Here is a 21,687-nt window from a genome sequence, read left to right on the forward strand (position 1 = left end):
GGCTCCCGCCCGGCTAGCGTGGGTGCCAGGGGGTCGGGCCCGTGCCCCGGTGCCATGCCTCCAGTGCGGCGCCGTCCACGCAGACGATCCCGCACCGCCGCGCGTAGTCGAGCGCGGGTGCCGTGAACTCGCCGGTGGTGACGAGCGCCGCGACGTCGGCCTCATGGATGGTGAAACAGGTGCCGCCGAAGCGCTGAAGGTCCTGTGAGCCCACCTTGTGGGTGTCGCCGTACTGCTTGCACTGGATGACCACGCGCAGTCCCTCCGCGGTGACCGCGACGACGTCCGCCCCCAGATCGCCGGCTCCCCCCACCACCTCCACCTCGCGACAGCCCTCCCGGACGCACAGGCCGGCGACGGCCCGCTCGAATCCGTCGGGGTCCGACTCGGCGTAGACGTCGGGGTGTTCGAGCGGAGCCGTGGGCTCCGCACCGTCCCCGTCCGGCGCGGCGATCACGGTCGGTGGCACTTCCGGGCGGGGGCACTCCTCGTCGCGTCCGGCGTCCGGTACGGCGGTGTCGCCCACCGCGGTGAGGTGGAGACTGCCGGACGCCGCCTCGGCTCCCTCCTCCAGGGCGCGGGCGGCTCGCCGGGCGCACCTCCCGGCGGACAGGCCGCGCCGTCCCGGCCGCCGGAGCAGGCCCCCGGCGACACCGAGCACGGCCAGGACGGCGGCCCACAGCGGACGACGCTCGACGACACCCGCCGCGAGGCGTACCACGAGCGCGAGGAGGCAGAGGACGGTCGCGAGCAGGACGAAGAACCATGTGGTCGTCCGCAGATCGAACCGCTCGAACCGCCGCTCTCGCCGCGCACGCCGCAGAGGGCGCACCATGCCGTCTGCCCTCGCTCCGCCACCGCATGCACCGTTCCCGACGCCGCGGACGGTGCACGAATCCGTACGACCGGCCGTGCGCCGCGGCCCGCGGGTCCACCGACCGGTGACGGAGGACACCGGCCGGCCGACGAAGGCGCGTCGCCCGCCGCCGCACCCGCACCCGTCGTCGTACGACGGCGGGTGCGGGTGCGGCGGCGTCAGTGCGCGGTCCAGCCGCCGTCCAGGGGGATCGAGACGCCGGTCAGACCGGCGCTGCGGTCGGTGCACAGCCACAGGGCCGCCTCGGCGACCTCGTCCGGTTCGATCAGCCGCTTGATCGCGGTCCGTTCCAGGAAGACCTGGTCCATCACCTCCGCCGCCGGGATGCCGTGGGCGAGTGCCTGGGCGGCGATCTGCTTCTCCACCAGCGGCGTGCGGACGTACCCGGGGTTGAGGCAGTTGCTGGTCACGCCGTGCGCCGCGCCCTCCAGGGCGACCACCTTGCTCAGCCCTTCCAACGCGTGCTTCGCCATGACATACGCCGATTTGTAGGGGCTGGCCCGCAGGCCGTGCACCGAGGAGATGTTCACCACCCGGCCCCACGCACCCGCGTACATGTGCGGCAGGGTGCGGCGCAGGATGCGGAACGGAGCCTCCACCATGACCCGTTGGATCAGCGTGAAGCGCTCCGGAGGGAACTCGTGCACCGGCGCGACGTGTTGCAGGCCCGCGTTGTTGACCACGATGTCGGCGTCGTCCGGCAGCGCGTCGACGGCCTCGGCCTCGGAGAGGTCGGCCACGATCGCGATGCCCCCGATCGCCCCGGCCACCTCCTTGGCGGCTTCGGCGGCCCGGTCCACCACGTAGACCTCGGCGCCGGCCGCGGCGAAGCCCTCGGCGCAGGCCCGGCCGATCCCGCTGGCCGCACCGGTGACCAGCGCCTTGCGGCCGGTGAGGAACCGGGTCGAGGCCAGTCCTGTCGCGGCGGAGGCACCGGGTCCGGGATGCTGGGGCGAGCCCTCGGCGGAGCTCTTGGTCCTGTCCATGGCCGATCACGGTAGGCAGGAAGTCCGGGGGGAGACACGTGGCCTGCCGACATATTTCCGGAGGCCAGGATAGGCGTCGCCACCATCCACCGGCGGCGGGAGGCCGCCGGGGCTCGCATGCGTGCCGGGCCGGCGCGCCCGCCCCGGCACGTCTCACAGCACCCTCGCCGACACCATGGCTGCGTACGCCACGCCGGGCACCGCGGCCCTGGCTGCCCCTCACATGGCGCGGCGGTACGGCCGGTCGTACGTTCCGCTTCCTCCCCACCACCCATCGGAGGCGCCCCATGTCTCACATCCCCTGGCGCGGATTCTTCCGGCGCACCGCGCAGGCCGCCGTACTGGCCCTGTGCGCCGCGGGCCTGACCGCCGTCACCCCCCTCACCACGAGCGCGGCCGCCGCAGGCACCCTCCAGCAGGTCACGAATTTCGGCTCCAACCCCGGCAACCTGGCGATGTACGAGTACGCGCCGTCCAATCTGCCCGCGAACGCCCCCCTGGTCGTGGCCCTGCACGGATGCACCCAGTCGGCGAGCGACTACCACACGAACTCCGGCTGGCAGAAGTTCGCCGACCAGTGGGGCTTCGCCGTCGTCTACCCGCAGACCAGCACGGCCAACAACAGCCTGTCCTGCTTCAGTTGGTTCGACTCGACCAAGGACACCCGGGGCAAGGGCGAGGCGGCCTCGATCCGGCAGATGGTCGACACCGCCGTGGCGCAGTACGGCTCGGACCGCGGCCGCGTCTTCGTCACCGGCCTGTCCGCGGGCGGCGGCATGACCGCGGACCTGCTCGCCGACTACCCGGACGTGTTCGCGGGCGGCGCCGTGGACTCCGGCATCCCCGCGCAGTGCGCCACCACCCTGACCGCCGCCTCGGGCTGCCAGAACAGCAACCAGAACCTCACCCCGAAGCAGTGGGGCGACAAGGTCCGCAACTCCTACCCGGGTTACTCGGGGACCTGGCCGCGGGTCGCCATCTGGCAGGGCACCTCCGACACCACCGTCGCCCCGGTCAACGGCACGGAGCTGCGCGACCAGTGGACCGACGTCTGGGGCATCGGCCAGACGGCCTCCAGCACCCAGAGCCTGCCCGGGGGGACCACGGAGAGCCTCTACGACGACGGCACCGGCAAGCCCGCGGTCGCGTTGTTCTCCGTCTCCGGCATGACCCACGGCCTCGCCGTGGACCCCGGTTCCGGCGCCGACCAGTGCGGCGGCACGGGGGCCTACTTCCTCGACTACATCTGCTCCAGCTACTACACCGCGAAGTTCTGGGGCCTGGACGGCGGTGCAGGCACCGGGTCGCTGCCCGCGCCGTCCGGTCTCACGGTGACCGGCACGACCGACACCGGCGCCTCGCTGTCGTGGAGCCCCGTCAGTGGCGCCGCCTCGTACGCGGTCTACCGCGACGGCACGAAGACCGGCTCCACGACGAGCACCGCGTACACCGACACCGGCCTGTCCGCCGGTACCGCCTACCGCTACACCGTCGCCGCGGTCGACTCCTCGGGCGCCGTCGGCGCGTCGTCCGCGCCGGTCACGGCGACGACGACGGGTTCCGCGCCCCAGTGCTACACCGACAACAACTACAACCAGGTCCAGGCCGGCCGCGCGCACCAGAGCGGCGGCTACACCTACGCCAACGGCTCGAACCAGGCGATGGGCCTGTACAACGTCGCCATCACCCACACCCTGAAGGAGACCTCCCCGGGCTACTTCGTCCTCGCCGACTCCGGCTGCTGAACCCACGGACGGTCGCCGCGCCTCGCGGTGGCCGTCACGACGGGTTCCCCGGACCGCCCCGTACGCTGTTCCCGGTCGTACGGGGCGGCTCGGGCAGCACGGTGCCCCAGGTGTCAGGACGGGGGCTGGAGAACGGTGTCGATGACGTAGATGGTGGCGTTCGCGGCCTTGATGTTGCCGCAGACGATGTTCGCCTTGCCGTCGACCTTGAAGTCGGTGCCCGAGCCCGACGTGGTCAGCTTGCTGCCCTCCACCGTCGTGAAGGAGCCGTTGGACAGTTCGTCGGGGGTGATCCGCTTGTCCACGACGTGGTAGCTCAGCACCTTCTTCAGCTGCCCCTGGTTCTGGAGGAGCGAGGAGAGCTGTGAGGCGGTGACGCTCTTGAAGGCCTGGTTGTTGGGAACGAAGACGGTGATGTCGGACTTCCCGTCGAGGTCGCTGTTCAGCCTTGCTCGGACCGCGGCCGAGACCAGTTGGCTGAGCTGCGGGTAGGCGGCCGCGGCCTCCATGACCTTGTCCCTGGCCGTGTCGGCCTTCTGGGCGAGCGCCGCGCAGCCGGGACCGAACGTCCCGGAGGGGCCTGGAGACGCGCCCTGCGCGTGGCTCTGCGCTGCCAGACCTCCGAGCGCGAGCGGGACGGCGACCAGAACTGCCGCGGTGGCCTTTGTTCTACGCATGCGGGTGAACCTCATCGCGACCTTCCTCCCGTGGAGGCGTGAACAGTGCAGAGGTTGGCACGGCGGATGTCCGCCGGCGGGACGGGAGGCGGCTGTTGCGCCACGGCCTCGGCCGTCATCCCCCGGCCCCTCAGCGAGCGTATCCAGCAGGCGTCGGTGACCGCATCTCGAAGCGCGGTCGCGGTGAACGCGCGGGCAGTTGAGACCGCAGGCCGAGGGTGTCGCGGACGACGCCCGTGGCTCCGGGGCCCGGCGGCGTCGCGTCTCCCGTGCCGCCATGGGCGCGGCGGGCAGAACCTCCCCGGCTGCGTCGACCGGCCACACGGGGGAGGATGGTCCCTGGGGGTGGGACCACCGGCGGGGGGTCACGAAGACCTCGTCCCTCGATGCTGTTGAGCGAAGTGGTGCCGATATGTCCGAATCATCGCAGGCCCCCGCCTGGCGGCGGATTCCCGAAGGCGTGGCCGGCGCGGCCGTCACGGTGGCACGGGCCGCCGGGCACGCGGCCCTGCACCCGAGGTCCACGATCGATCGCGCACGCCATCTGCCGGACATCGCGCCGGCGCTGGGACAGGCGCTGAAGCCGATCCTGACCGGGCGCGTCGACGACTGGCGCGGTGAGTACGCCTACACGCTCGGTGAGCAGGCGTTCGTCTACGGGTTCCCGTACATCTACAACGCCCAGCTGAGGTATGACTGGGTGACGCAGCCGCGGAACCCCGCGACGGTGCCGTACGCGGCCGTGAACCATTTCTGGCACGCCGAGCGGTTGTTGGACGCGACGTACCGCGACGGCGGGTGCCCCAACAACGACACCCTGTATTCCGTTGCCTGGGTGAACCTCGCGGCCGAGCCGGTCATCCTCTCCCATCCGGACATGGGCGACCGGTACTTCTCCTTCGAACTGGTGGGGATCACGTCCGACAACTTCGACTACGTCGGCCAGCGCACCACGGGCCCGGGCGCGGGCAGCTTCGCCCTCGTCGGCCCGGAGTGGAAGGGAAAACTTCCCGCCGAGGTGCGACGCCTGAAGAAGGCTCCCAGCCCCTGGGTCCTCGTCCTCGGCCGCACCCTCGTCAGCGGCCCGGACGACGTGCCGCGCGTCCGGGAACTCCAGGAGCGGTACCGGCTCACCCCGCTGAGTCTGTTCGGCAAGCCGGACGCGCAGGTCCCCGAAAGCCGTGACGTCCTGACACCCATTCCGGCGCAGGAGGACCCCCTGGGGCCGTGGAAGACCCTGAACGCGATGCTGGCCGAGAACCCTCCGCCGGCCCATCACCGCGTCCTGCTCCAGCAGTTCGCGCAGATCGGCATCGGCCCCGGCCTCGACGTCGAGGCTCAGCCCGACGCGGTCAAACGCAGCCTGTCCCGGGCCGCCGCCGTCGGTGTGCCCCTGTTCCGGCAGCAGATCCTCAGCGGCGACTGGGCCCACCTCGTCCACGGCTGGCGTTATCCTCCCCCGCAGATGGGACGCTTCGGCGACGACTTCCTCAAACGCGCCGCCGACCAGTCGCTGCTCGGCGTCGCCGCCAACGACCCCGCCGAAGCGGTCTACTTGCTCAACTTCGACGACGCGGACGGCAGGAAGCTGACCTCCGAAGGCCGGTACGAACTGCGCTTCGCCGGCGACGCACTGCCACCGGTCGACGCCTTCTGGTCGCTGACCGCCTACGGGGAGGACATGAACCTCATCCCCAACCCGCACGACCGCTACGCGGTGGGCGACCGCAGCACCGGCCTGGAGTGGGACGAGGACGGCGGGCTGACCATCCGTCTGCAGAGCGAACCGCCCGAGCAGGGCGGGGAAGCCAACTGGCTGCCCACCGCGAAGGAAGGCACCTGGTTCGTGGCCCTTCGCATGTACCGGCCTCACCCCGAGGTGATCGACGGGGCCTGGGAGTGTCCTCCTCTGACCCGCGTCGCCTGACGTCTCGGCGCGTCGCGTCCTCGGTCGGCGCCGGGCTGGACGAGCTTGCGGACGAGGCGGGTGCCGGCTCGCCGGGCGGCGGCCTGTGCGCATCACCGCCGGGCAGGGTCATCCCCTGTTCCTCGCGGCCATCCGGGTGGCGGCCTCCAGGACCAGCTGTGCGTGCAGCTCGAACATCGCCACCAGGTCGACGTCGTCGCCGTTGATCTCCCGCTGCACGAACAGGCCGTCGGCGCCGGCGACGGCGTAGGTGGTGAGGGTGCGCACGGCGTCCTCGTCGAGGCCGGGAAGCAGGGTCCGCACGACTTCGGCGACCTTCTGCCGCGCGATGTCACGAACGTGGAGGAAGACGGTCCTGCCGCGGGGCTCCACCGGCCGCCGCTCCAGGGCGAGCATGAGGCCGAGGCGCAGGAAGTCGGGCGCGTCCACCAGCGACTTCGCCACGTTCGCGGCCATGGCCGTGACCCGCTCCAGGGGGGTGCCCGCCTCTTCCTCCGGCAGTTCGACGGCGGCGAGCCAGGTCTCGAAGCTGCGCTCGATGACCGCGGCGATCAGGTCGTCCTTGTCCTTGAAGTGCCAGTAGATCGAACTCGCGGGCAGGCCGCATTTGGTGCTGACCGCCGCGATCGAGGTGCCCTCGTACCCGCGCTCACCCGCGATCTCCACCGCGGCGTCGAGAATTCGCTGCCGCGACTCCACTCCGTTCGCGCGCTTCTTGCGAGCCGCCTGCGGCCTCGTCATGAGGGTCGCCCTTTCTGTCGTACCAGCCCTTGACCGTCTCTGATGACGACTTTACCGTAGCGGCTGTTCCAATTGGAATGAGCGCTACAGCAACAAGTCGATCAGGGACGACGGCGAGGTGGCCCGGTGAGCGGTGTCAGTGTCAGAGGCGACGACAGCACGTACGACGTGGCGGTGATCGGCTACGGGCCGACGGGGGTGACCGCGGCCAACCTGCTGGGTGCGAGGGGGCTGAGGGTCGTCGTGCTGGAGCGCGACGCCGAGGTGTTCTCCCGGGCGCGGGCGATCTCCACGGACGAGGAGGTCGTACGGATCTGGCAGCGCGCCGGCCTGGCCGAGCGGCTGAAGCCGGACATGCTGGCCGAGCGGCCACTGGACTTCGTGGACGCCAGGGGCCGGGCCTTCGTCAGCGTCCACCCCACCCCCCGCGGACACGGCCATCCGCCGCAGATGTTCATCTACCAGCCGGCGCTGGAGAAGGTGCTGCGTGAGGGCACGGACCGCTATCCGAACGTGGAGGTGCTGCTGCGGCACGAGTGCCTGCGGCTGCGGCAGGACGCCGACGGCGTGGAACTCACGGTCGTGGGCACCGCCGACGATTCCGTACGGCACCTGCGCGCGTCCTACGTCATCGCGGCCGACGGCGGCTCCAGCCTCACCCGCGCCCAACTCAACGTGGGATACGAGGGGCGGACGTACGACGACCGCTGGGTGGTCATCGACACGAAGATGCTCAGGCCCTGGCCGGACCACGACCGACTGCGCTTCCGGTGCGACCCGGCCCGCCCGGCGGTCGACTGCCCGACGCCGCTCGGCCATCACCGCTGGGAGTTCCCGATCCTGCCGGGCGACGACGAGACGTACCTGACCACCGACGACGCGATCTACGCGTTGGTGGCCCGTTACGGCATCGGACGCGACCAGATCGAGATCCTGCGCGCCACCGTCTACAGCCATCACGTCCGCTTCGCGGCCCGCTTCCGGGTCGGCCGCGTCTTCCTCGCCGGGGACGCCGCCCACGCCATGCCGCCGTGGATCGGACAGGGCATGGCCGCCGGGGTCCGGGACGCCGCCAACCTGTGCTGGAAGCTGGACGCGGTCCTGCGCGGCGAACTGCCGCAGGCGGTGCTCGACTCCTACGAGGCCGAGCGCAAGCCGCACGTCAGGGAGGTCACCAGACGTGCCGTGCGCGTGGGGCGGGTCATCACCGAGCGGCGCGCGGCGGTCACCCGGGTCCGTGACCGTGTGCTGCCCGCCATGAACCGCCTGCCGGGATTCAGCCGGCGGCTCCAGGACTCCCACTGGATCCCCGAGGCCCACTACGCCGACGGTTTCCAGGCCCGCCCGCGCACCAAGGCGTCCGGGCACCAGATACCGCAGCCCTGGGTCACCGGACCCGACGGCGGCCGGGTCCGCCTGGACGACGCCCTGGGGAACCGGTGGCTGCTCCTGCACGGGGGAGTGCCGGTACCCCAGCCGGAGTGGGAGTGCCTGGACGTTCCCTCGCTCACCGTCACACCGGCCGGCTCCCGCCCGGTCGAGGGCACGCTCGTCGACAGCGACGGCGTCCTGCTGCCCTGGATGACCGGGCGCGGCGTCACCACCCTCGCCCTGCGCCCGGACGCGTACGTCTACGCGGCCGCGGCCGCCGGCGCCCAACTCCCGCCGCCCCCTGTCGGCTTCACCCCCGCACCGCGCAAGTCCACTTCCCCCGCCTCGTGAGGACCGCCATGACCACGCACACCGAGCTTCCCGCCATGCGGGAGTCCCTGCTCGACATCGCAGGCAAGAAGATCTTCGTCGCCGAGGCCGGTGAGGGGCCGCCCGTGCTGCTGCTGCACGGCGGCGGTCCCGGCGCGTCCGGTGTCTCCAACTACGCCCGGAACATCGCGGAGCTGGCCAAGGAACACCGGGTGATCGTGCCCGACCTGCCCGGCTACGGCCGCAGCTCCAAGGGGATCGACCCCACCGACCCCTTCGGCCACCTCGCCGACGGCATCCGTGGGGTGCTGGACCGACTCGGCCTGGACAAGGCGCACTTCGTCGGCAACTCCTACGGCGGAGCCTGTGCCCTGCGCCTCGCCCTGGACACCCCGGACCGGGTCGACCGCATGGTGCTCATGGGGCCGGGCGGCATCGGCACCACCCGCGCCCTGCCCACACCCGGACTCAACAGCCTGCTCGACTACTACACGGGGGACGGCCCGTCGCGGCGGAAGCTGGAGGCGTTCATCCGCCAGTACCTGGTCTTCAACGCCGCCGACGTACCGGAGAGCGTCATCGACTCGCGCTACCGGGACAGCATCGACCCGGAGGTCGTCGCGGCCCCGCCGCTGCGGCGTCCGAAGTCGCTGCGCGCCCTGTGGCGGATGGACTTCACCCGCGACGCCCGCCTGTCCCGGCTGCCCGTACCGACCCTGGTCCTGTGGGGCGCCGAGGACAAGGTCAACCGGCCCTCGGGCGGCCGGATGCTGGCCGAGCGCCTGCCCGACTGCGACCTCTACATGGTCGCCAACACCGGCCACTGGGTGCAGTTCGAACGCGCCGGACTCTTCAACCGCCTCTGCGCGGACTTCCTGGCGGGCCGACGATGAACACGTACGCGAAAACCTCCGTCTTCGGTGCCGTGCACCTCGGCTACATCGTCATCGAGACCGACCGCTTCGCCGACTGGCGCCGTTTCGGCACCGACGCCATCGGCATGCACCACGACGACCTCTCCCGTGACCTGATGCGCTTCCGCCTCGACGACCAGGAGTGCCGCTTCCTGGTCCGGCGCGGCCCCGCCGAGGACGTCGTCGCCACCGGCTGGCACATCGACGACCACGCCGCCTTCGAGCGGATAGAGGCCCGGCTCCGTGCCCACGGCGTTCCCGTCACCGAGGGCACCGCCGAGGAAGCGTCCCTGCGCGGCGTCGAACGCCTCCTGCGCTTCCCCGGCCCCAAGCGCATCACGCAGGAGATCTACACGACCCCGCGCCGTTCCACCGAGCCGCTGCGCATGCTGGCCTCCGGCTTCGTCACGGGCGATTCCGGCATGGGGCACATCGCGATCACCTCCACCAGACCGACGCGGCTGCGCGGTTACTTCGACACCGTCTTCGACGCCCGCCTGACCGACTACATCGACGAGACCATCGGCGGCATCAAACTCAAGATCCGCTTCCTGCGCGTCAACGAACGCCACCACTCCGTCGCCATCGCCGCCACCCGCGGCCTGCCCCTCGACCCGATCCGCACCCGGGTCCAGCACCTCAACATCCAGGCCGCCACCCTCGACGACCTCGCCCAGAGCTACCGGCGCGTGCACGAACTCGGCTTCGACATGGCCCTGTCCATCGGCCAGCACACCAACGACAAGGAGCTTTCGTACTACGCCCGCACCCCGTCGGGCTTCGAGTGGGAGGTCGGGTGGAACCCGGTCGTCATCGACGAGAGCACATGGGAACCGAGCACCCACCAGGGCATCAGCGTCTGGGGCCACACCCCCGTCGGTCAGACGATCACCGACAAACTCGCCCAGTTCCGCCGCGCCGGCCTCTCCCTCACCCGCAGGGAGGAGACCGTGGCCGCCCTCAGCGGCGCGGGCGTTCCTGACGACCAGGGACGAAGCCCCGTGCCGACCCGATGCCGCCGGGTGCCACCGATCTCCCGGCCCCGGCGGTGATCGGCGCGACGGTCAGACGCGGACGCCGAACATGAACGGTCCGCCGATGGTGTCCATCGACTCGTACCGGACGACCGTGCCGGTGCGAGGGGCGTGGAGGACCTGGCCGTTGCCGGCGTAGAGGCCCACGTGGTGCAGGTCGTTGAAGAAGAAGACCAGATCGCCGACCTGGAGCTGGCTTCGGGTGAGGCGGGTGCCGATGCCGGCCTGGGCCTCGGACGTGCGCGGTAGGGAGACGCCGGCCTGGGCGTAGGCCCAGGAGGTCAGGCCCGAGCAGTCGTAGGAGGAGGGACCGGTGGCGCCGTAGACGTAGGGCTTGCCGATCTGGCTCTGGGCGGCGGAGAAGGCGGCACCGGCCCGGCCGGAGGCGGAGGTGTCCTTGCCGAGGTCCACGCGGGCGGTGGAGGAGCGGTCGGCGCGCTGCTGCTCGGCGGCGAGGGCCGCCTTCTCCTTCGCGGTCAGTGTGTTGAGGAGCTTCTGGGCCTCGGCGAGCTTGCCCTGGACCTCCTTCTTCTTGTTGCCCAGCTCGGTGCGGGTGGTGGCGAGGTCGTCGAGCTTCTCGGCGGCCTCGGCCCGCTCCTGGGCGAGTTCGCGCTGCTTTCCCTGGATCTTCTTCAGGGCCCCGACCTGCTGGCTGCTCAACTGGTCGATGGTGGACGCCTTGTCGAGGAAGTCGTCCGGGTCGGAGGACAGGAAGAGCTGGATCGAGGAATCGATGCCGCCGGAGCGGTACTGGGCGCTCGCCAGCGAACCGAGGCCGTCGCGAAGCTTGTTGAGCTCCTCCTGGCCTCGGGCGACGCTGTCCTGGATCGTGGATATCTCCTTTTGCAGCTTTTGCTGCTTCTCCTTGGCGCCGTTGTACTTCTCGGTGGCCTGCTCCGCCTGCTCGTAGAGCTTGTCGACCCTCGCCTTGACCTCGTCCTTGCCGGGCTTCTCGCTCGGTGCGGCATGGGCGGCGTTCGCGCTCAGCGCGGCGGCCGCGGCGGCCGCGGTGGTCAGCACGGTGACGCGCGTGCGGCTCGGCTGCTTGGATCGACGATGGGACGCCACAGGGGCGAGCTCCTTGTGCCTTCAGCCGCCTGCCAACGCGTTGGTGGGCGGAGCCCCTCCACCGTCACTCCCTCTGAGTGATCACCAGAGCGGGGGCTGGAGCAAGACCTTAATGACTGTCCCACGATCAGATCAAATGTTGGCATGGAAATTTCGTTCGTTGTGTGCCGCCCAGCCCGGACATTCACACGGCGAGGGGCTTCGGCCGCCGTGCGGCCAGGCGTCCGGAGCGGGACAGAGCGGCCACCGAGGCCGCGCACGCCAGCCCGGTGGCCGCGAGGGAGCCCCAGGTCAGCCACAGGGCGTCGTGTGTCGTGGCGAAGTCCCAGAGGGCGCCGGTGGCGAGGTTGCCCAGAGTGATGCCGAGGCCGGAGACGGTGTTGTAGAGGCCGTAGTGGGTGGCGACCAAACGGTCGCCGGAGAGGGTGACCACCGTGTCCATCTCGAAGGGGTAGACGACCGCCGAGCCGGCCGCGAGCAGTACCACCGCCACCACGAGGCACACGAGCACGGCGCCCGACGAGCCGCGCGGGGCGAACGCGAGCGGCAGGAAGGCCAGGCCCATTGCGGCCAGCCCGCGTACGAGCGCCGCGTCGGGCTGCCATCGTTTCCTCGCCCATCCGGTCAGGCGCAGCTGACCGATGACGGCCACGGCGGCGGAGACGACGAACAGGCCACTGCTGACGGTGGTGCCGTTCGAGCCGAGGGCGTCGTCGGCGGCGAGCGGCAGCGCCAGGTACACCTGGAAGGTCAGGACGTACGAGCCGATCATCGCCGCGGCGAAGAGCAGGAACGGCCGGTTGGCGACGACCGTGCGCCACTGCGCCAGCACGCCCCCTGGTGTCCTGGTGGTGCCGGTGTGACGTGCGGGCAGCGCACGCCATTGCAGCAGCGTGAGCACGCCGAAGATGCCCGCCGCGATGGTGCACACCAGGCGGAAGTCGGCGGCGAGCAGAGCGAGCCCCACCAGTGGACCGAGCAGCATCCCGGCCTGGTAGTAGACGTTGAAGGTGGCGAAGGCGTCCACGCGGCGCTCGCCGGCTTCGGCGGCCAGGCAGGCGCGGACCGCCGGGTTGAACAGGGCCCCGGCGAACCCGGTCGCGGCCGAGGCGGCGATGAGTGCGGGCAGATCGTCGACCCAGCCGAGGAGCCCGAAGCCGACGGTGCGCAGGAGGCAGCCGGTGATGATGGGGATCTTGTAGCCGAGGCGGTCGGCGAGGGTGCCGCCGATGAGGAACATGCCCTGCTGGGAGAAGTTTCGGACGCCGAGGACCAGTCCGACGGCCCAGGCCGCGAGGCCGAGCCCGTCGGACAGGTGGGCGGCGAGGTAGGGCATGAGCATGTAGAAGGCGAGGTTGATGGCGAACTGGTTGGCCATCATCAGCCGTGCGCCGCGCGGGAAGGAACGGGTCTGCTGCCACAGGTGCCTCATCGGGCGGCTCCCGCGAGACCGTGGCGCTCGGGGTGGGCGAGGGGATCGGCGACGTGGGTGCAGCGGGTCCAGCGGGTGACGGTGCGCCGGCGGCTGTCGGCGATCTCGTCCGGGTGGTCGGCGGGCGGCTGCCCCAGGAGATCGTGGCGGTGGCAGTAGGTGTCATCGAAGACCGTGCCGACGTAGCGTTGCGGGCCGTCGGGGAAGACGGCGACGATCCGTTCCTCCGCGGGCCGGGTGCGCGCCAGCCAGCGGGCGACCAGGGCGACGGCGCCGACGCTCCAGCCGCCGGTGGCGTAGTGGTCGCGGGCCAGGCGGCGGGCCGCCCACACGGCTTCCGGCGCGGCCACCCAGTGGACCTCGTCGAACAGGTCGTAGGCGACGTTGCGGGGATGGATGCTGGAGCCCAGGCCGCGCATGAGGCGAGGGGCGGCGGGCTGGCCGAAGATCGTCGACCCGGTGGTGTCGACCCCGACGACCCGCAGGCGGGGGAAGAATCCGCGCAGCACGGAGCCGATGCCCGCGGAATGGCCGCCCGTGCCGACGGAGACGACCAGGGTGTCGATGCGGCCGAGCTGGGCGACGAGTTCGTGGGCGAGCGGGGCGTAGGCGGCGACGTTGTCGGGGTTGTTGTACTGGTCCGGGCACCACGCGTCGGAGTGGACGGCCAGGAGTTCTTGGACGCGCTGTCGGCGGGACTCCTGCCAACCGCCTTCCGGATGGGGCGTGGTGACGAGGTCGACCTCGGCTCCGTACGCGGTGAGCAGGCCCGTCATCAGCGGCTCCATCCCCGGATCGGTGACGACGGTGACCGGGTGGCCGTAGGTCGCTCCGGCCAGGGCCAGGCCGAGCCCGAGGGTGCCGGAGGTGGACTCGATGACGCGGGCGCCGGGCCGCAGCCGACCGCGTTCGCGGGCGGCGCGGACCATGTGCAGGGCGGCGCGGTCCTTGATGCCGCCGGGGTTGTGGCCCTCCAGCTTGGCCCAGAAGCCGCGTCCGGTGGCGGTGAAGGGGCCGCCGATCCACAGGACCGGGGTGTCGCCGACGAGTCCGGCGGGGGTGTGCATCGGGCGTTTGGCTTCGACGAGGAGTTGGGCCGGGGAATGCGGAGTACCGGTCGGGGCGGGGTGGTTCATGGCGTGCTTCTCCTGCGGACGACGGTCTCGCGGGTGTCGTCCGCTGTGGTTGGCGGATCGTGACTGATCGACTGCCGCATCCGGGAGCGGGCGGGCGGGAAGGCCCTTTGCTCGTGCGGCTCACTTGTCGGTCACGTTCTCCACACACCGAGTCGGGCTCTCGCCCGACCGGGACGTGCCGGCCGCTGAGCCGACCCCGGGGGCGGGCCCGGCTTCGCAGGGCCGAGCATGCCCGTGTCCGCGGCGGACGCCGGCACGCTGTGCGCGGCCGGTACGGGCGAGGCGATGTCGCGGGGCGGCTGCACGGTCGGCACGTCGCCGCCCCAGCAGTGCTCCCGGTTCTCGCCCGGCCGGGGCGCGGACCGTTCCGACGCGTCGTCCGCCGGTGTCGACGCCCGCGCCCAGGAAGCCGTGGTGGCCAGGAGGCTGTCCGCCCGGCCGATCCCGGTGGGTGTGGGGCCGTGGGCGCACCCCAGCAGGTGGATCAGTGCGGCGAGCAGCACCACGAGGGCCGCCCCGGCGCGCGGCACGGGGCGGTCGGCGCGCAGCACTGACCCGGCCACCATGAACGCAGACGGTAACCGATCGTGCGCATAAGGTTCATGTGAGAGATGGGCCCGAAGTGCCGTCCGGGCCACCGTGTGCGGGGCGCGCGACACCGGGAAAGCCCATGGGGCGACCGGGTGCGACCGCGTCTCCGAGAGGCTCACTCGATCACTGGATCGGGTGAATACGGCCTTCTGGTTCATCACTCTTGCCATACAGGGTCGGGTATTGGCCAAATCGCCATCTTTGCCCGGGTGTTCGATATGTACGAGCAGCGCGGGCCGGTAGCGTTTCGGTGTCGCCGGAAACGAGACGTCGGGGGTCCAGCAGTGGTGCGGCGAGTCGCAGCGGTGGTGGTCGTGCTGGCCGCTTCCCTGCTGATGCACTTCGCCAAGCCGCATCACACCACCACCTCCACCTCCACCTCCTCCTCCCCCTCCTCCTCCTCCTCCACCACCACTACGCTTGCGTCCGCGATGGCTCCCGTCGCGGAGGCCGAGTCGAGGAAGCTGCGAGGACCGTCGTCCGCCGTTTCCAGCGCCGGAACACAGAAGCGGCACCAGGGCGTAACGGTTCATGTCCTCGCCAGGCCCTCACGTGCAGTGGGGCCGCAGGCGCAGCCTCCGGCCGCGGACAACCCCGCGGCCGGGGAGACGGACACCGCTCACTCCGCGGCCGGTGCCGCGCGGCCGCGCACGGCGAGAGACTCCTGGAACCCCGCTGCCGGAATCACACCCACCTCCAGCACACTGCAAACGTTCCGCTGCTGATCGGCGGCGTGCCCCCGCGGTTCTGACACACCGGCACGCCGCGGCCCGTCACGCGTCGAGCGGCCTGACGCCTCGCTCGCCGTGCCGCCTGGGCGAGCCGTCGCCCGCCACGGCACGCACTCTTCGCGCCCTTACCCGCGTAGGACCGCCAAGAGACACGAGACCGAATCATGCACACGCTCATCGAGCACGCCCGTAGCTTCCCCACCGAGACCGCCGACATCGTTCCCCGCCACCGGAGACGGGCCGCCTGTGGTGCCGCGGGCTCGCTCGGATCCGCCGTCCAGGCCCCTCAGGTCCCGGACCTCGTGGTGCGCGGCCGCCTCCGACCGCACGCCTGGTGCGGCACCGCCGAAACCGGCGAGGTCCCGGCCCGCGCGTCGGGCAGCCGCACCGTCCAGCCCCGGTGACCGACCGGACCACGGTCCCGCCCGTCTCGCACCGGTCGCGCCTTCCCGCGACGTTCCTTCCCCACAGAGAGAACGCCATGACCTCACAGACCTTTTCGCGCGCTGCTCTGCGCAGCGACGTCACCGCCTCCCTCGTCGTCTTCCTCGTCGCCGTCCCGCTGTGCGTGGGCGTCGCCGTCGCCTCGGGCGTTCCGGCCGAACTCGGCCTGATCACCGGCATCGTCGGCGGGCTCGTGACCGGGCTGCTGCCCGGCAGCAGCCTTCAGGTGTCCGGGCCCGCGGCCGGGCTGACCGTGCTCGTCCTCACCGCCGTCAAGGACTACGGGCTGCCCGTCCTCGGCGTCGTCGTCCTGCTCACGGGCCTGCTGCAACTCGCCCTCGGAGCCCTGCGCCTGGGGCGCTGGTTCCGGGCCATCTCCCTGTCCGTGGTCCACGGCATGCTCGCCGGCATCGGCCTGGTCCTCATCGCCGGTCAGCTGTACGCGCTCGGCGACCGCGGCGCACCTGGCAGCGGCACGTCCAACGTCGCCGGCCTGTACGACCTCACCGTCGACATCCTCGCGTCCCGTTCGGCCCTGGCAGCGTCCGCCGTCGGCGTCGGCACCATCGTGGTGATGACCGGGTGGAAGAGGGTCCCGGGCCGTGCCCGACTCCTGCCCGGTCCGCTCGTCGCGGTCGGCGCGGCGACCGCCCTCACCGCGGCGTTTGATCTGCCGGTCCGGCGGGTCGAGGTCAGCGGCCTGGTCGCTGCCGTCCAGCCGCCCGCCGTCGGCGACTTCTCCCGGCTGGCCGATGTCGGCCTGCTGGTCACGGTCGTCGCCTTCACGCTGATCGCCTCGGCGGAGTCGCTGTTCAGCGCGGCGGCCGTGGACCGCCTCCACGACGGGCCGAAGACCCACTACGACAGGGAGCTGATGGCCCAGGGAGCGGGCAACACCGTGTGCGGGCTGCTCGGCGCGCTGCCGATGACCGCCGTCATCGTGCGCAGCGCCGCCAACGTGCAGGCCGGTGCGCGCACCAGGCTCTCCCGCGTTCTGCACGGCGTATGGCTGCTGTTGTTCGCCGCGATGTTCCCCGACGTCCTGGGCCTGATTCCCACCGCGGCGCTCGCCGGCGTTCTCATCCATGCGGGCTTCAAGCTGCTGCCGGTCAAGGAGCTGGGACCGCTGTGGCGCGACCACCGGGGAGAGGCCGTGATCCTCGTGGTCACCGCGGGGGCGATCCTGATCACCAACATGTTCGAAGGCGTCCTGCTCGGTCTCGCCCTGGCAGTGGTGAAGGCCGCCTGGGAGGTTTCCCACGTCCACGTCGACGTCACCGACCCGGGTGAGGGCATGGTGCGGGTCCGTATCCAGGGCAACGCCACGTTTCTCCGGCTGCCGCGCATCCTGGACGCACTGGAGAGCCTGCCGGCCGGTCGGACCGTGGAACTGGACCTCGCCGGTCTGCGGCACCTCGACCACGCCTGCCTGACCGCCCTGCGAAGCTGGGCCGACCAGCACAACGCGCACATCATCCAGCCCGGACGTGTGCCGAGCGCGGCCTGACGGCGGCGGCTGACGCACGGCAAGGAGGTGCCGCCCCGCGGCTCGGCGGGGCGGCACCGCTGGACGGGCGGTTCACGCGGGACGCGTCGGTGCGCGCTCTCCGGGCCGGTGTCGCCCAGCAGCGGCGCGCTTGGGGTGCGCGCGGCCGTCTCGGCGGCCTTCTCGAACGCTTGGGAGCGGTCTGCACCACCAGCCCGTCGACGTGGACGACCGCCCGGCCGACCCGGACGGCCACGGTGATCCGGTCGGCGATCCCGGCGCGTGGCGGCGCTCCCGTGACATGCGTTCCGCTCCCCGGCGAACACCGCCGCGCCACTCGCTACGCCACGTCGGACGGCCCGTGACCTCCGGGATCGAGTCGCCGTGGCGCGGACGCACCGGGGCTGCCGCGGCCAGCCGGTCCCGCCGTCACGCCGGGCGGGACCGACACCGGCCTGGGCGGCAGCCCGGCGACCCTCCCCAGCGTGCCGACGACGCCGTAGAGACCCGGTGCCCTGCCGAGACGGGGCGCCGCCTGGCGAAGGACCGGCACGGCGGCGATCCGCGACGCGCCCACCGGCAGGAAGACCGGAGCCGGGACGACGGCGGGATCGATCCGAGCCGTTTTCACGCCTCGGCGGTCCTCCGGCTGCGGCGCTCGGCTCCCAGGCGGGCGAAGTAGCCGATGAGATCCGGGTTGTCGACCGCGGCGGGGTTGACGACCTGTTCGGCCGGGGCGCCCTGGAGGAGGCGCTTGACCGGGACTTCGAGCTTCTTGCCGGTGCGGGTGTGCGGGATGGCCGGGACTTCGAGGATCTCGTCGGGGACGTGGCGCGGTGAGGTCCCGGTCCGGATCGCCTCCTTGATCCTCTCGCGGAGGGCGTCGTCCAGGGCCACTTCCGCGGCGGGGACCACGAACAGCGGCATCCAGTAGCCGCCGTCGGGTTCCTCCGCGCCGATGACGAGGGCCTCGGCGATCTCGGGGAGGCGTTCGACCACGTCGTGGATGTCGGCGCTGCCCAGGCGGACACCGTTGCGGTTCAGCGTGCTGTCGGAGCGGCCGTGGACGATCACCGAGCCGTGCCCCGTGACCGTGATCCAGTCCCCGTGCCGCCACACGCCCGGGTAGGAGGAGAAGTAGGCGTCGCGGTAGCGGGTGCCATCGGGGTCGTTCCAGAAGTACAGCGGCATCGACGGCATGGGGCGGGTGACGACCAGTTCACCGACCTGGTCCACGGTCGCGCGGCCCTCGCCGTCGTACGCGGCCAGCGCCACGCCCAGGTGCGGTGCCGACAACTCGCCCGCCCACGCGGGTGTGTTGGGCGCGCTGCCGGCGAAGCCGGACACCACGTCCGTGCCGCCGCTGATGGACGCGAGCAGGACATGGCCGCCGACGTGATCGCGCACCCACGGGTAGGCCGAGGCCGGCAGGGCGGAGCCGGTGCAGCCGACCACACGGACGGACGACAGATCGTGCACGGACGGGTCTATGCCGGCCTTGGCCATGCCCAGCAGGTACTGAGGGCTGGTACCGAAGACCGTCACCCGGTGGCGGGCGGCCAGCTCCCACAGGACGTCCAGCCTGGCGAAGGGTGCCGGGCTGCCGTCGTACGTGCAGGTCGTGGCACCGGTCAGCAGCGTCGAGGCGACCAGGTTCCACATCATCCAGTGCGTGGTGGTGTACCACAGGAGGCGGTCGCCCGGACCCAGGTCGGAGTGCAGGCCGAGGGTCTTGAGGTGCTCCAGCAGCACCCCGCCGTGGCCGTGGACGATGCCCTTGGGCAGGCCGGTGGTGCCGGAGGAGAAGACGATCCACAGGGGGTGGTCGAACGGCACGGCCGTGCAGGTGAGTTCCTCCGCGCGGGTGGCCGCGTCCTCCCACCGGACGACCGGCGACGGGTACGTCCGCTGCGGCCATGCCAGGCCCACGTGCCCGACCAGCACGGTCGCCTTCAACGTCGGAAGTGCGTGGGCGAGCTCGATCGTCGCGTCGCGGCGGTCGTGGGTGGTGCCGTTGAAGAGGTAGCCGTCGGCGGCGATCAGGACGGTGGGTTCGAGCTGGGCGAACCGGTCGGCGGCGGCCTTGGCGGAGTAGTCCTGCCCGCACACCGACCACACGGCGCCCAGGCTCGCTGTGGCCAGGAACGCGACGATCGCGTGCGGGGTGTTGGGCAGGTAGCCCACGACCCGGTCGCCCTGCCGCACTCCCGACTCGCGCAGGGTCGCGGCCACCGAGGCGACCTGGGCGCGCAGTGCCTTCCCGGTCACCTCGTAGCCGGAGCCGGTCTCGTCGAGGGCGAGGATCGCCGCGTCGTCGTCCGCGACGTTGCGCAGGGCATGGTGGGCGTAGTTGAGAGCGGAGCCGGTGAACCAGCGGGCGCCCGGCATGGTCTCCTCGGCCAGGACCTGCTCGTACGGGGTGTCCGCGTCGATGTCGAAGTACTCCCACACCGCGCCCCAGAAGCCCTCCAGGTCGGTGACCGACCAGCGGTGCAGGGCGGCGTAGTCGGTGCCGTCCAGCCCGGCATGGCGGGCGAAGTCCATGATGCGGCTGGAGGCGACGGTCTGCGGATCGGGTGTGTGGAAGGGATCGGGCGTTGTCATCGTGGGGTGCTCCTCGACAGGCTCTCGGTGACGTTCCGTGGGAAGTTTCGCGCAGTGTGCAGCAGGGGCGCCCAGGAGGTGGTGCCCGTGAAGGCGTGGCCGCCGGACGGGACGACGTCCATCACGACGCGGTCCGGCCGCAGCAGTACGGCGTCCGCACGCCCTTCGCGCAGCCATGCCGCGAGCCGGCCGTCGTCGCCGAGGCCGACCGCGAGGACGGTCCGGGCGCCGAGGCCGTCGGCGACCGCCTTCAGGGAGGGAGAGAGCGGGAGGGCGGTCACCACGGCGAAGGAGTCGCCGAGCAGGTCGTCGAGGCGGGCCCGGCGTCCGTGGACGATCACCCACGGCTGCGGGCAGAAACGGCCGCCGAGTCCACGGCCGACCCCGCGGACCGGACGGCGCACCAGCGGCCCGGAGACCAGGGCGGGGCTGAGGTCACGGGCGGCCGCCGTACTCAGCCCGGGGACGCGGACGGCGGCACCCAGGACGCCGCGTCGGACAGCGGCGGCGCCGTCCTGGCCGCCGGTCATGGCCCAGCCCATGGCGACCGCGAGCCGTATCATCCGGCGGGCGTGCGGCTTGCGCTCGCTCTCGTACGTGTCCAACAACCGCTCGTCCGCCTCCTGTTGGAGCACGCGAGCGAGCTTCCAGCTCAGGTTGTAGGCGTCGCGCAGCCCCGCGCACAGCCCCTGCCCGATGAACGGCGGGGTGAGATGGGCCGCGTCACCGAGGAGGAAGACGCGACCCCGGCGCCAGCGGTCGGTGATCCGCGCCCGGAAGGTGTACCGCGCCTGGCGCAGCACCTCGAAGTCGGCGCCGGGCGCGAGATCCACCCACGGCGCGACCAGCCGTCGAAGCCGCTCGTCGTCCAGCTCCGAGTCGTCCCCCAGCCGGAACTCCCAGCGGTAGCGGTCCTCGCCGATCCGCATGAACGTCCCCGGCCGCCGCGGATCACAGATCTGGTCCACACCTTCCCAGCAGGAGACCGGCAGGCTCGTGCGCACGTCGACGACCGTCCAGCGTTCCTCGAAGCGCAGGTCCTCCCACTCGGCGCCGATGGCGTCACGGGTGAGGCTGTTGGCGCCGTCGCAGCCGAGGACGGCGTCCGCCCGCACCACATGGTCGCCCTCGCCGTCGCGGTAGGTCACGCGGACCGGACCGTCGCCGTCCTGCTCGATGCCGATGGCCTCCGCCCCGCCGCGCAGCTCGCACTCCGGGACGCGGGCCAGGGCGTCGCGCAGCACCCGCTCCAGCTCGGGCTGGTCGAACATGCTGGTCTGCGGGAAGCCGTGGGCCCCTTGCGCGGTGCGCGGGAACTCGGCCATCACCCGGTGCCGGGCGTCCAGCAGCCGCAGCCCCCGCGCGGGTCGGGCGATCGCGGCGAACTCCTCCTGGACCCCTGCGGCCTGGAGGATGCGGCGTACCTCGTCGTCGGCGGCGACGGCGCGCGGCAGGGGGTAGACGTCGTGGTGGCGTTCGAGGAGGAGGGCCCTCACCCCGCGCCGGGCCAGGAGGAGGGCGGCGGTCACGCCCACGGGCCCGGCTCCGACGATCACCACGGGTATGTCTGACAGGTGTTGCTCCACGGTCATG

At 71.8% G+C, this 21,687-nt stretch carries 17 protein-coding genes; 7 read left to right on the forward strand and 10 right to left on the reverse strand.

Going from position 1 to position 21,687, the window contains the following annotated elements; translation table 11 throughout:
* Positions 1–13: 13 nt before the first annotated feature.
* Both ACWDD7_RS08405 and ACWDD7_RS08410 read right to left on the reverse strand, forming a co-directional pair.
* Positions 14–835 (reverse strand): restriction endonuclease, encoded by an 822-nt coding sequence (locus tag ACWDD7_RS08405; RefSeq protein WP_450456806.1) that lies wholly within the window; start codon positions 833–835, stop codon positions 14–16.
* A 200-nt stretch (positions 836–1,035) separates the two neighbouring features.
* Positions 1,036–1,863 (reverse strand): 3-hydroxybutyrate dehydrogenase, encoded by an 828-nt coding sequence (locus ACWDD7_RS08410; protein ID WP_450456807.1) that lies wholly within the window; start codon positions 1,861–1,863, stop codon positions 1,036–1,038.
* A gap of 287 nt (positions 1,864–2,150) precedes the next feature.
* Here ACWDD7_RS08410 and ACWDD7_RS08415 point away from each other — a divergent pair, with 287 nt between their 5' ends.
* Positions 2,151–3,608 (forward strand): extracellular catalytic domain type 1 short-chain-length polyhydroxyalkanoate depolymerase, encoded by a 1,458-nt coding sequence (locus ACWDD7_RS08415; protein WP_351865019.1) that lies wholly within the window; start codon positions 2,151–2,153, stop codon positions 3,606–3,608.
* Positions 3,609–3,721: 113 nt separating this feature from the next.
* On the opposite strand, the gene ACWDD7_RS08420 is transcribed toward ACWDD7_RS08415, so the two are convergent.
* The gene (locus ACWDD7_RS08420; protein WP_450456808.1) at positions 3,722–4,285 is read right to left on the reverse strand and encodes a fasciclin domain-containing protein; all 564 of its coding nucleotides are present in this window, start codon (positions 4,283–4,285) and stop codon (positions 3,722–3,724) included.
* Between the two features lie 412 nt (positions 4,286–4,697).
* On the opposite strand from ACWDD7_RS08420, the gene ACWDD7_RS08425 reads away from it, so the two are divergent.
* Positions 4,698–6,212 carry a DUF1254 domain-containing protein gene (locus ACWDD7_RS08425; protein ID WP_450456809.1) on the forward strand — a complete coding sequence of 505 codons (1,515 nt, stop codon included), beginning with the start codon at positions 4,698–4,700 and terminating at the stop codon, positions 6,210–6,212.
* A gap of 108 nt (positions 6,213–6,320) precedes the next feature.
* On the opposite strand, the gene ACWDD7_RS08430 is transcribed toward ACWDD7_RS08425, so the two are convergent.
* On the reverse strand, positions 6,321–6,953 hold the full coding sequence (locus tag ACWDD7_RS08430; RefSeq protein WP_450456810.1) for a TetR family transcriptional regulator: 633 nt from the start codon (positions 6,951–6,953) through the stop codon (positions 6,321–6,323).
* A 126-nt stretch (positions 6,954–7,079) separates the two neighbouring features.
* On the opposite strand from ACWDD7_RS08430, the gene ACWDD7_RS08435 reads away from it, so the two are divergent.
* Genes ACWDD7_RS08435 through ACWDD7_RS08445 form a run of 3 tightly spaced genes read left to right on the forward strand, consistent with a single transcriptional unit; the run spans position 7,080 to position 10,620 of the window.
* A complete protein-coding gene (locus tag ACWDD7_RS08435) occupies positions 7,080–8,675 on the forward strand; it encodes a bifunctional 3-(3-hydroxy-phenyl)propionate/3-hydroxycinnamic acid hydroxylase (protein ID WP_450456811.1) in 1,596 nt (531 codons plus the stop codon).
* A gap of 8 nt (positions 8,676–8,683) precedes the next feature.
* Positions 8,684–9,547 carry an alpha/beta fold hydrolase gene (locus ACWDD7_RS08440; protein ID WP_450456812.1) on the forward strand — a complete coding sequence of 288 codons (864 nt, stop codon included), beginning with the start codon at positions 8,684–8,686 and terminating at the stop codon, positions 9,545–9,547.
* Entirely contained in the window at positions 9,544–10,620 is a 1,077-nt protein-coding gene (locus tag ACWDD7_RS08445; RefSeq protein WP_450456813.1) for a VOC family protein, read from the forward strand. The genes ACWDD7_RS08440 and ACWDD7_RS08445 overlap by 4 nt, the downstream gene beginning before the upstream one ends.
* 12 nt (positions 10,621–10,632) lie before the next feature.
* Here ACWDD7_RS08445 and ACWDD7_RS08450 read toward each other — a convergent pair whose 3' ends face one another.
* From ACWDD7_RS08450 to ACWDD7_RS08465, 4 genes are all read right to left on the reverse strand, one after another.
* A complete protein-coding gene (locus tag ACWDD7_RS08450) occupies positions 10,633–11,670 on the reverse strand; it encodes an NlpC/P60 family protein (RefSeq protein WP_450456814.1) in 1,038 nt (345 codons plus the stop codon).
* A 184-nt stretch (positions 11,671–11,854) separates the two neighbouring features.
* Positions 11,855–13,102, reverse strand: a complete 1,248-nt coding sequence (locus tag ACWDD7_RS08455) for an MFS transporter (RefSeq protein ID WP_450456815.1) — start codon at positions 13,100–13,102, stop codon at positions 11,855–11,857.
* Complete coding sequence (locus ACWDD7_RS08460) at positions 13,099–14,238, reverse strand: PLP-dependent cysteine synthase family protein (RefSeq protein WP_351864996.1); 1,140 nt, start codon at positions 14,236–14,238, stop codon at positions 13,099–13,101. The genes ACWDD7_RS08455 and ACWDD7_RS08460 overlap by 4 nt, the downstream gene beginning before the upstream one ends.
* 131 nt (positions 14,239–14,369) lie before the next feature.
* Positions 14,370–14,804 (reverse strand): hypothetical protein, encoded by a 435-nt coding sequence (locus tag ACWDD7_RS08465; protein WP_450456816.1) that lies wholly within the window; start codon positions 14,802–14,804, stop codon positions 14,370–14,372.
* Between the two features lie 920 nt (positions 14,805–15,724).
* Between ACWDD7_RS08465 and ACWDD7_RS08470 the strand changes: the two genes are divergently transcribed.
* Together ACWDD7_RS08470 and ACWDD7_RS08475 are read left to right on the forward strand one after the other, a co-directional pair.
* A complete protein-coding gene (locus ACWDD7_RS08470; RefSeq protein WP_450456817.1) occupies positions 15,725–15,964 on the forward strand; it encodes a hypothetical protein in 240 nt (79 codons plus the stop codon).
* A gap of 77 nt (positions 15,965–16,041) precedes the next feature.
* The gene (locus tag ACWDD7_RS08475; RefSeq protein WP_450456818.1) at positions 16,042–17,511 is read left to right on the forward strand and encodes a SulP family inorganic anion transporter; all 1,470 of its coding nucleotides are present in this window, start codon (positions 16,042–16,044) and stop codon (positions 17,509–17,511) included.
* A 606-nt stretch (positions 17,512–18,117) separates the two neighbouring features.
* Here ACWDD7_RS08475 and ACWDD7_RS08480 read toward each other — a convergent pair.
* Both ACWDD7_RS08480 and mhpA read right to left on the reverse strand, forming a co-directional pair.
* The gene (locus ACWDD7_RS08480) at positions 18,118–20,094 is read right to left on the reverse strand and encodes an acetoacetate--CoA ligase (protein WP_450456819.1); all 1,977 of its coding nucleotides are present in this window, start codon (positions 20,092–20,094) and stop codon (positions 18,118–18,120) included.
* Entirely contained in the window at positions 20,091–21,686 is a 1,596-nt protein-coding gene (mhpA, locus tag ACWDD7_RS08485; RefSeq protein WP_450456820.1) for a bifunctional 3-(3-hydroxy-phenyl)propionate/3-hydroxycinnamic acid hydroxylase MhpA, read from the reverse strand. Before mhpA ends, ACWDD7_RS08480 begins: the two co-directional genes overlap by 4 nt.
* Position 21,687: the final 1 nt, after the last annotated feature.

The sequence above is a fragment of the Streptomyces sp. NPDC001056 genome (assembly GCF_053598955.1).

Excerpts from the sequence above, each read along its gene's own strand:
- ACWDD7_RS08480 (WP_450456819.1), bottom strand. The coding sequence starts at position 20,094 with ATGACAACGCCCGATCCCTTCCACACACCCGATCCGCAGACCGTCGCC.
- ACWDD7_RS08465 (WP_450456816.1), bottom strand. The coding sequence starts at position 14,804 with ATGGTGGCCGGGTCAGTGCTGCGCGCCGACCGCCCCGTGCCGCGCGCC.
- ACWDD7_RS08405 (WP_450456806.1), bottom strand. The coding sequence starts at position 835 with ATGGTGCGCCCTCTGCGGCGTGCGCGGCGAGAGCGGCGGTTCGAGCGG.
- ACWDD7_RS08475 (WP_450456818.1), top strand. The coding sequence starts at position 16,042 with ATGACCTCACAGACCTTTTCGCGCGCTGCTCTGCGCAGCGACGTCACC.
- ACWDD7_RS08460 (WP_351864996.1), bottom strand. The coding sequence starts at position 14,238 with ATGAACCACCCCGCCCCGACCGGTACTCCGCATTCCCCGGCCCAACTC.
- ACWDD7_RS08445 (WP_450456813.1), top strand. The coding sequence starts at position 9,544 with ATGAACACGTACGCGAAAACCTCCGTCTTCGGTGCCGTGCACCTCGGC.
- ACWDD7_RS08410 (WP_450456807.1), bottom strand. The coding sequence starts at position 1,863 with ATGGACAGGACCAAGAGCTCCGCCGAGGGCTCGCCCCAGCATCCCGGA.
- ACWDD7_RS08470 (WP_450456817.1), top strand. The coding sequence starts at position 15,725 with ATGCACACGCTCATCGAGCACGCCCGTAGCTTCCCCACCGAGACCGCC.
- ACWDD7_RS08420 (WP_450456808.1), bottom strand. The coding sequence starts at position 4,285 with ATGCGTAGAACAAAGGCCACCGCGGCAGTTCTGGTCGCCGTCCCGCTC.
- ACWDD7_RS08415 (WP_351865019.1), top strand. The coding sequence starts at position 2,151 with ATGTCTCACATCCCCTGGCGCGGATTCTTCCGGCGCACCGCGCAGGCC.
- ACWDD7_RS08425 (WP_450456809.1), top strand. The coding sequence starts at position 4,698 with ATGTCCGAATCATCGCAGGCCCCCGCCTGGCGGCGGATTCCCGAAGGC.
- ACWDD7_RS08430 (WP_450456810.1), bottom strand. The coding sequence starts at position 6,953 with ATGACGAGGCCGCAGGCGGCTCGCAAGAAGCGCGCGAACGGAGTGGAG.
- ACWDD7_RS08440 (WP_450456812.1), top strand. The coding sequence starts at position 8,684 with ATGACCACGCACACCGAGCTTCCCGCCATGCGGGAGTCCCTGCTCGAC.
- mhpA (WP_450456820.1), bottom strand. The coding sequence starts at position 21,686 with ATGACCGTGGAGCAACACCTGTCAGACATACCCGTGGTGATCGTCGGA.
- ACWDD7_RS08455 (WP_450456815.1), bottom strand. The coding sequence starts at position 13,102 with ATGAGGCACCTGTGGCAGCAGACCCGTTCCTTCCCGCGCGGCGCACGG.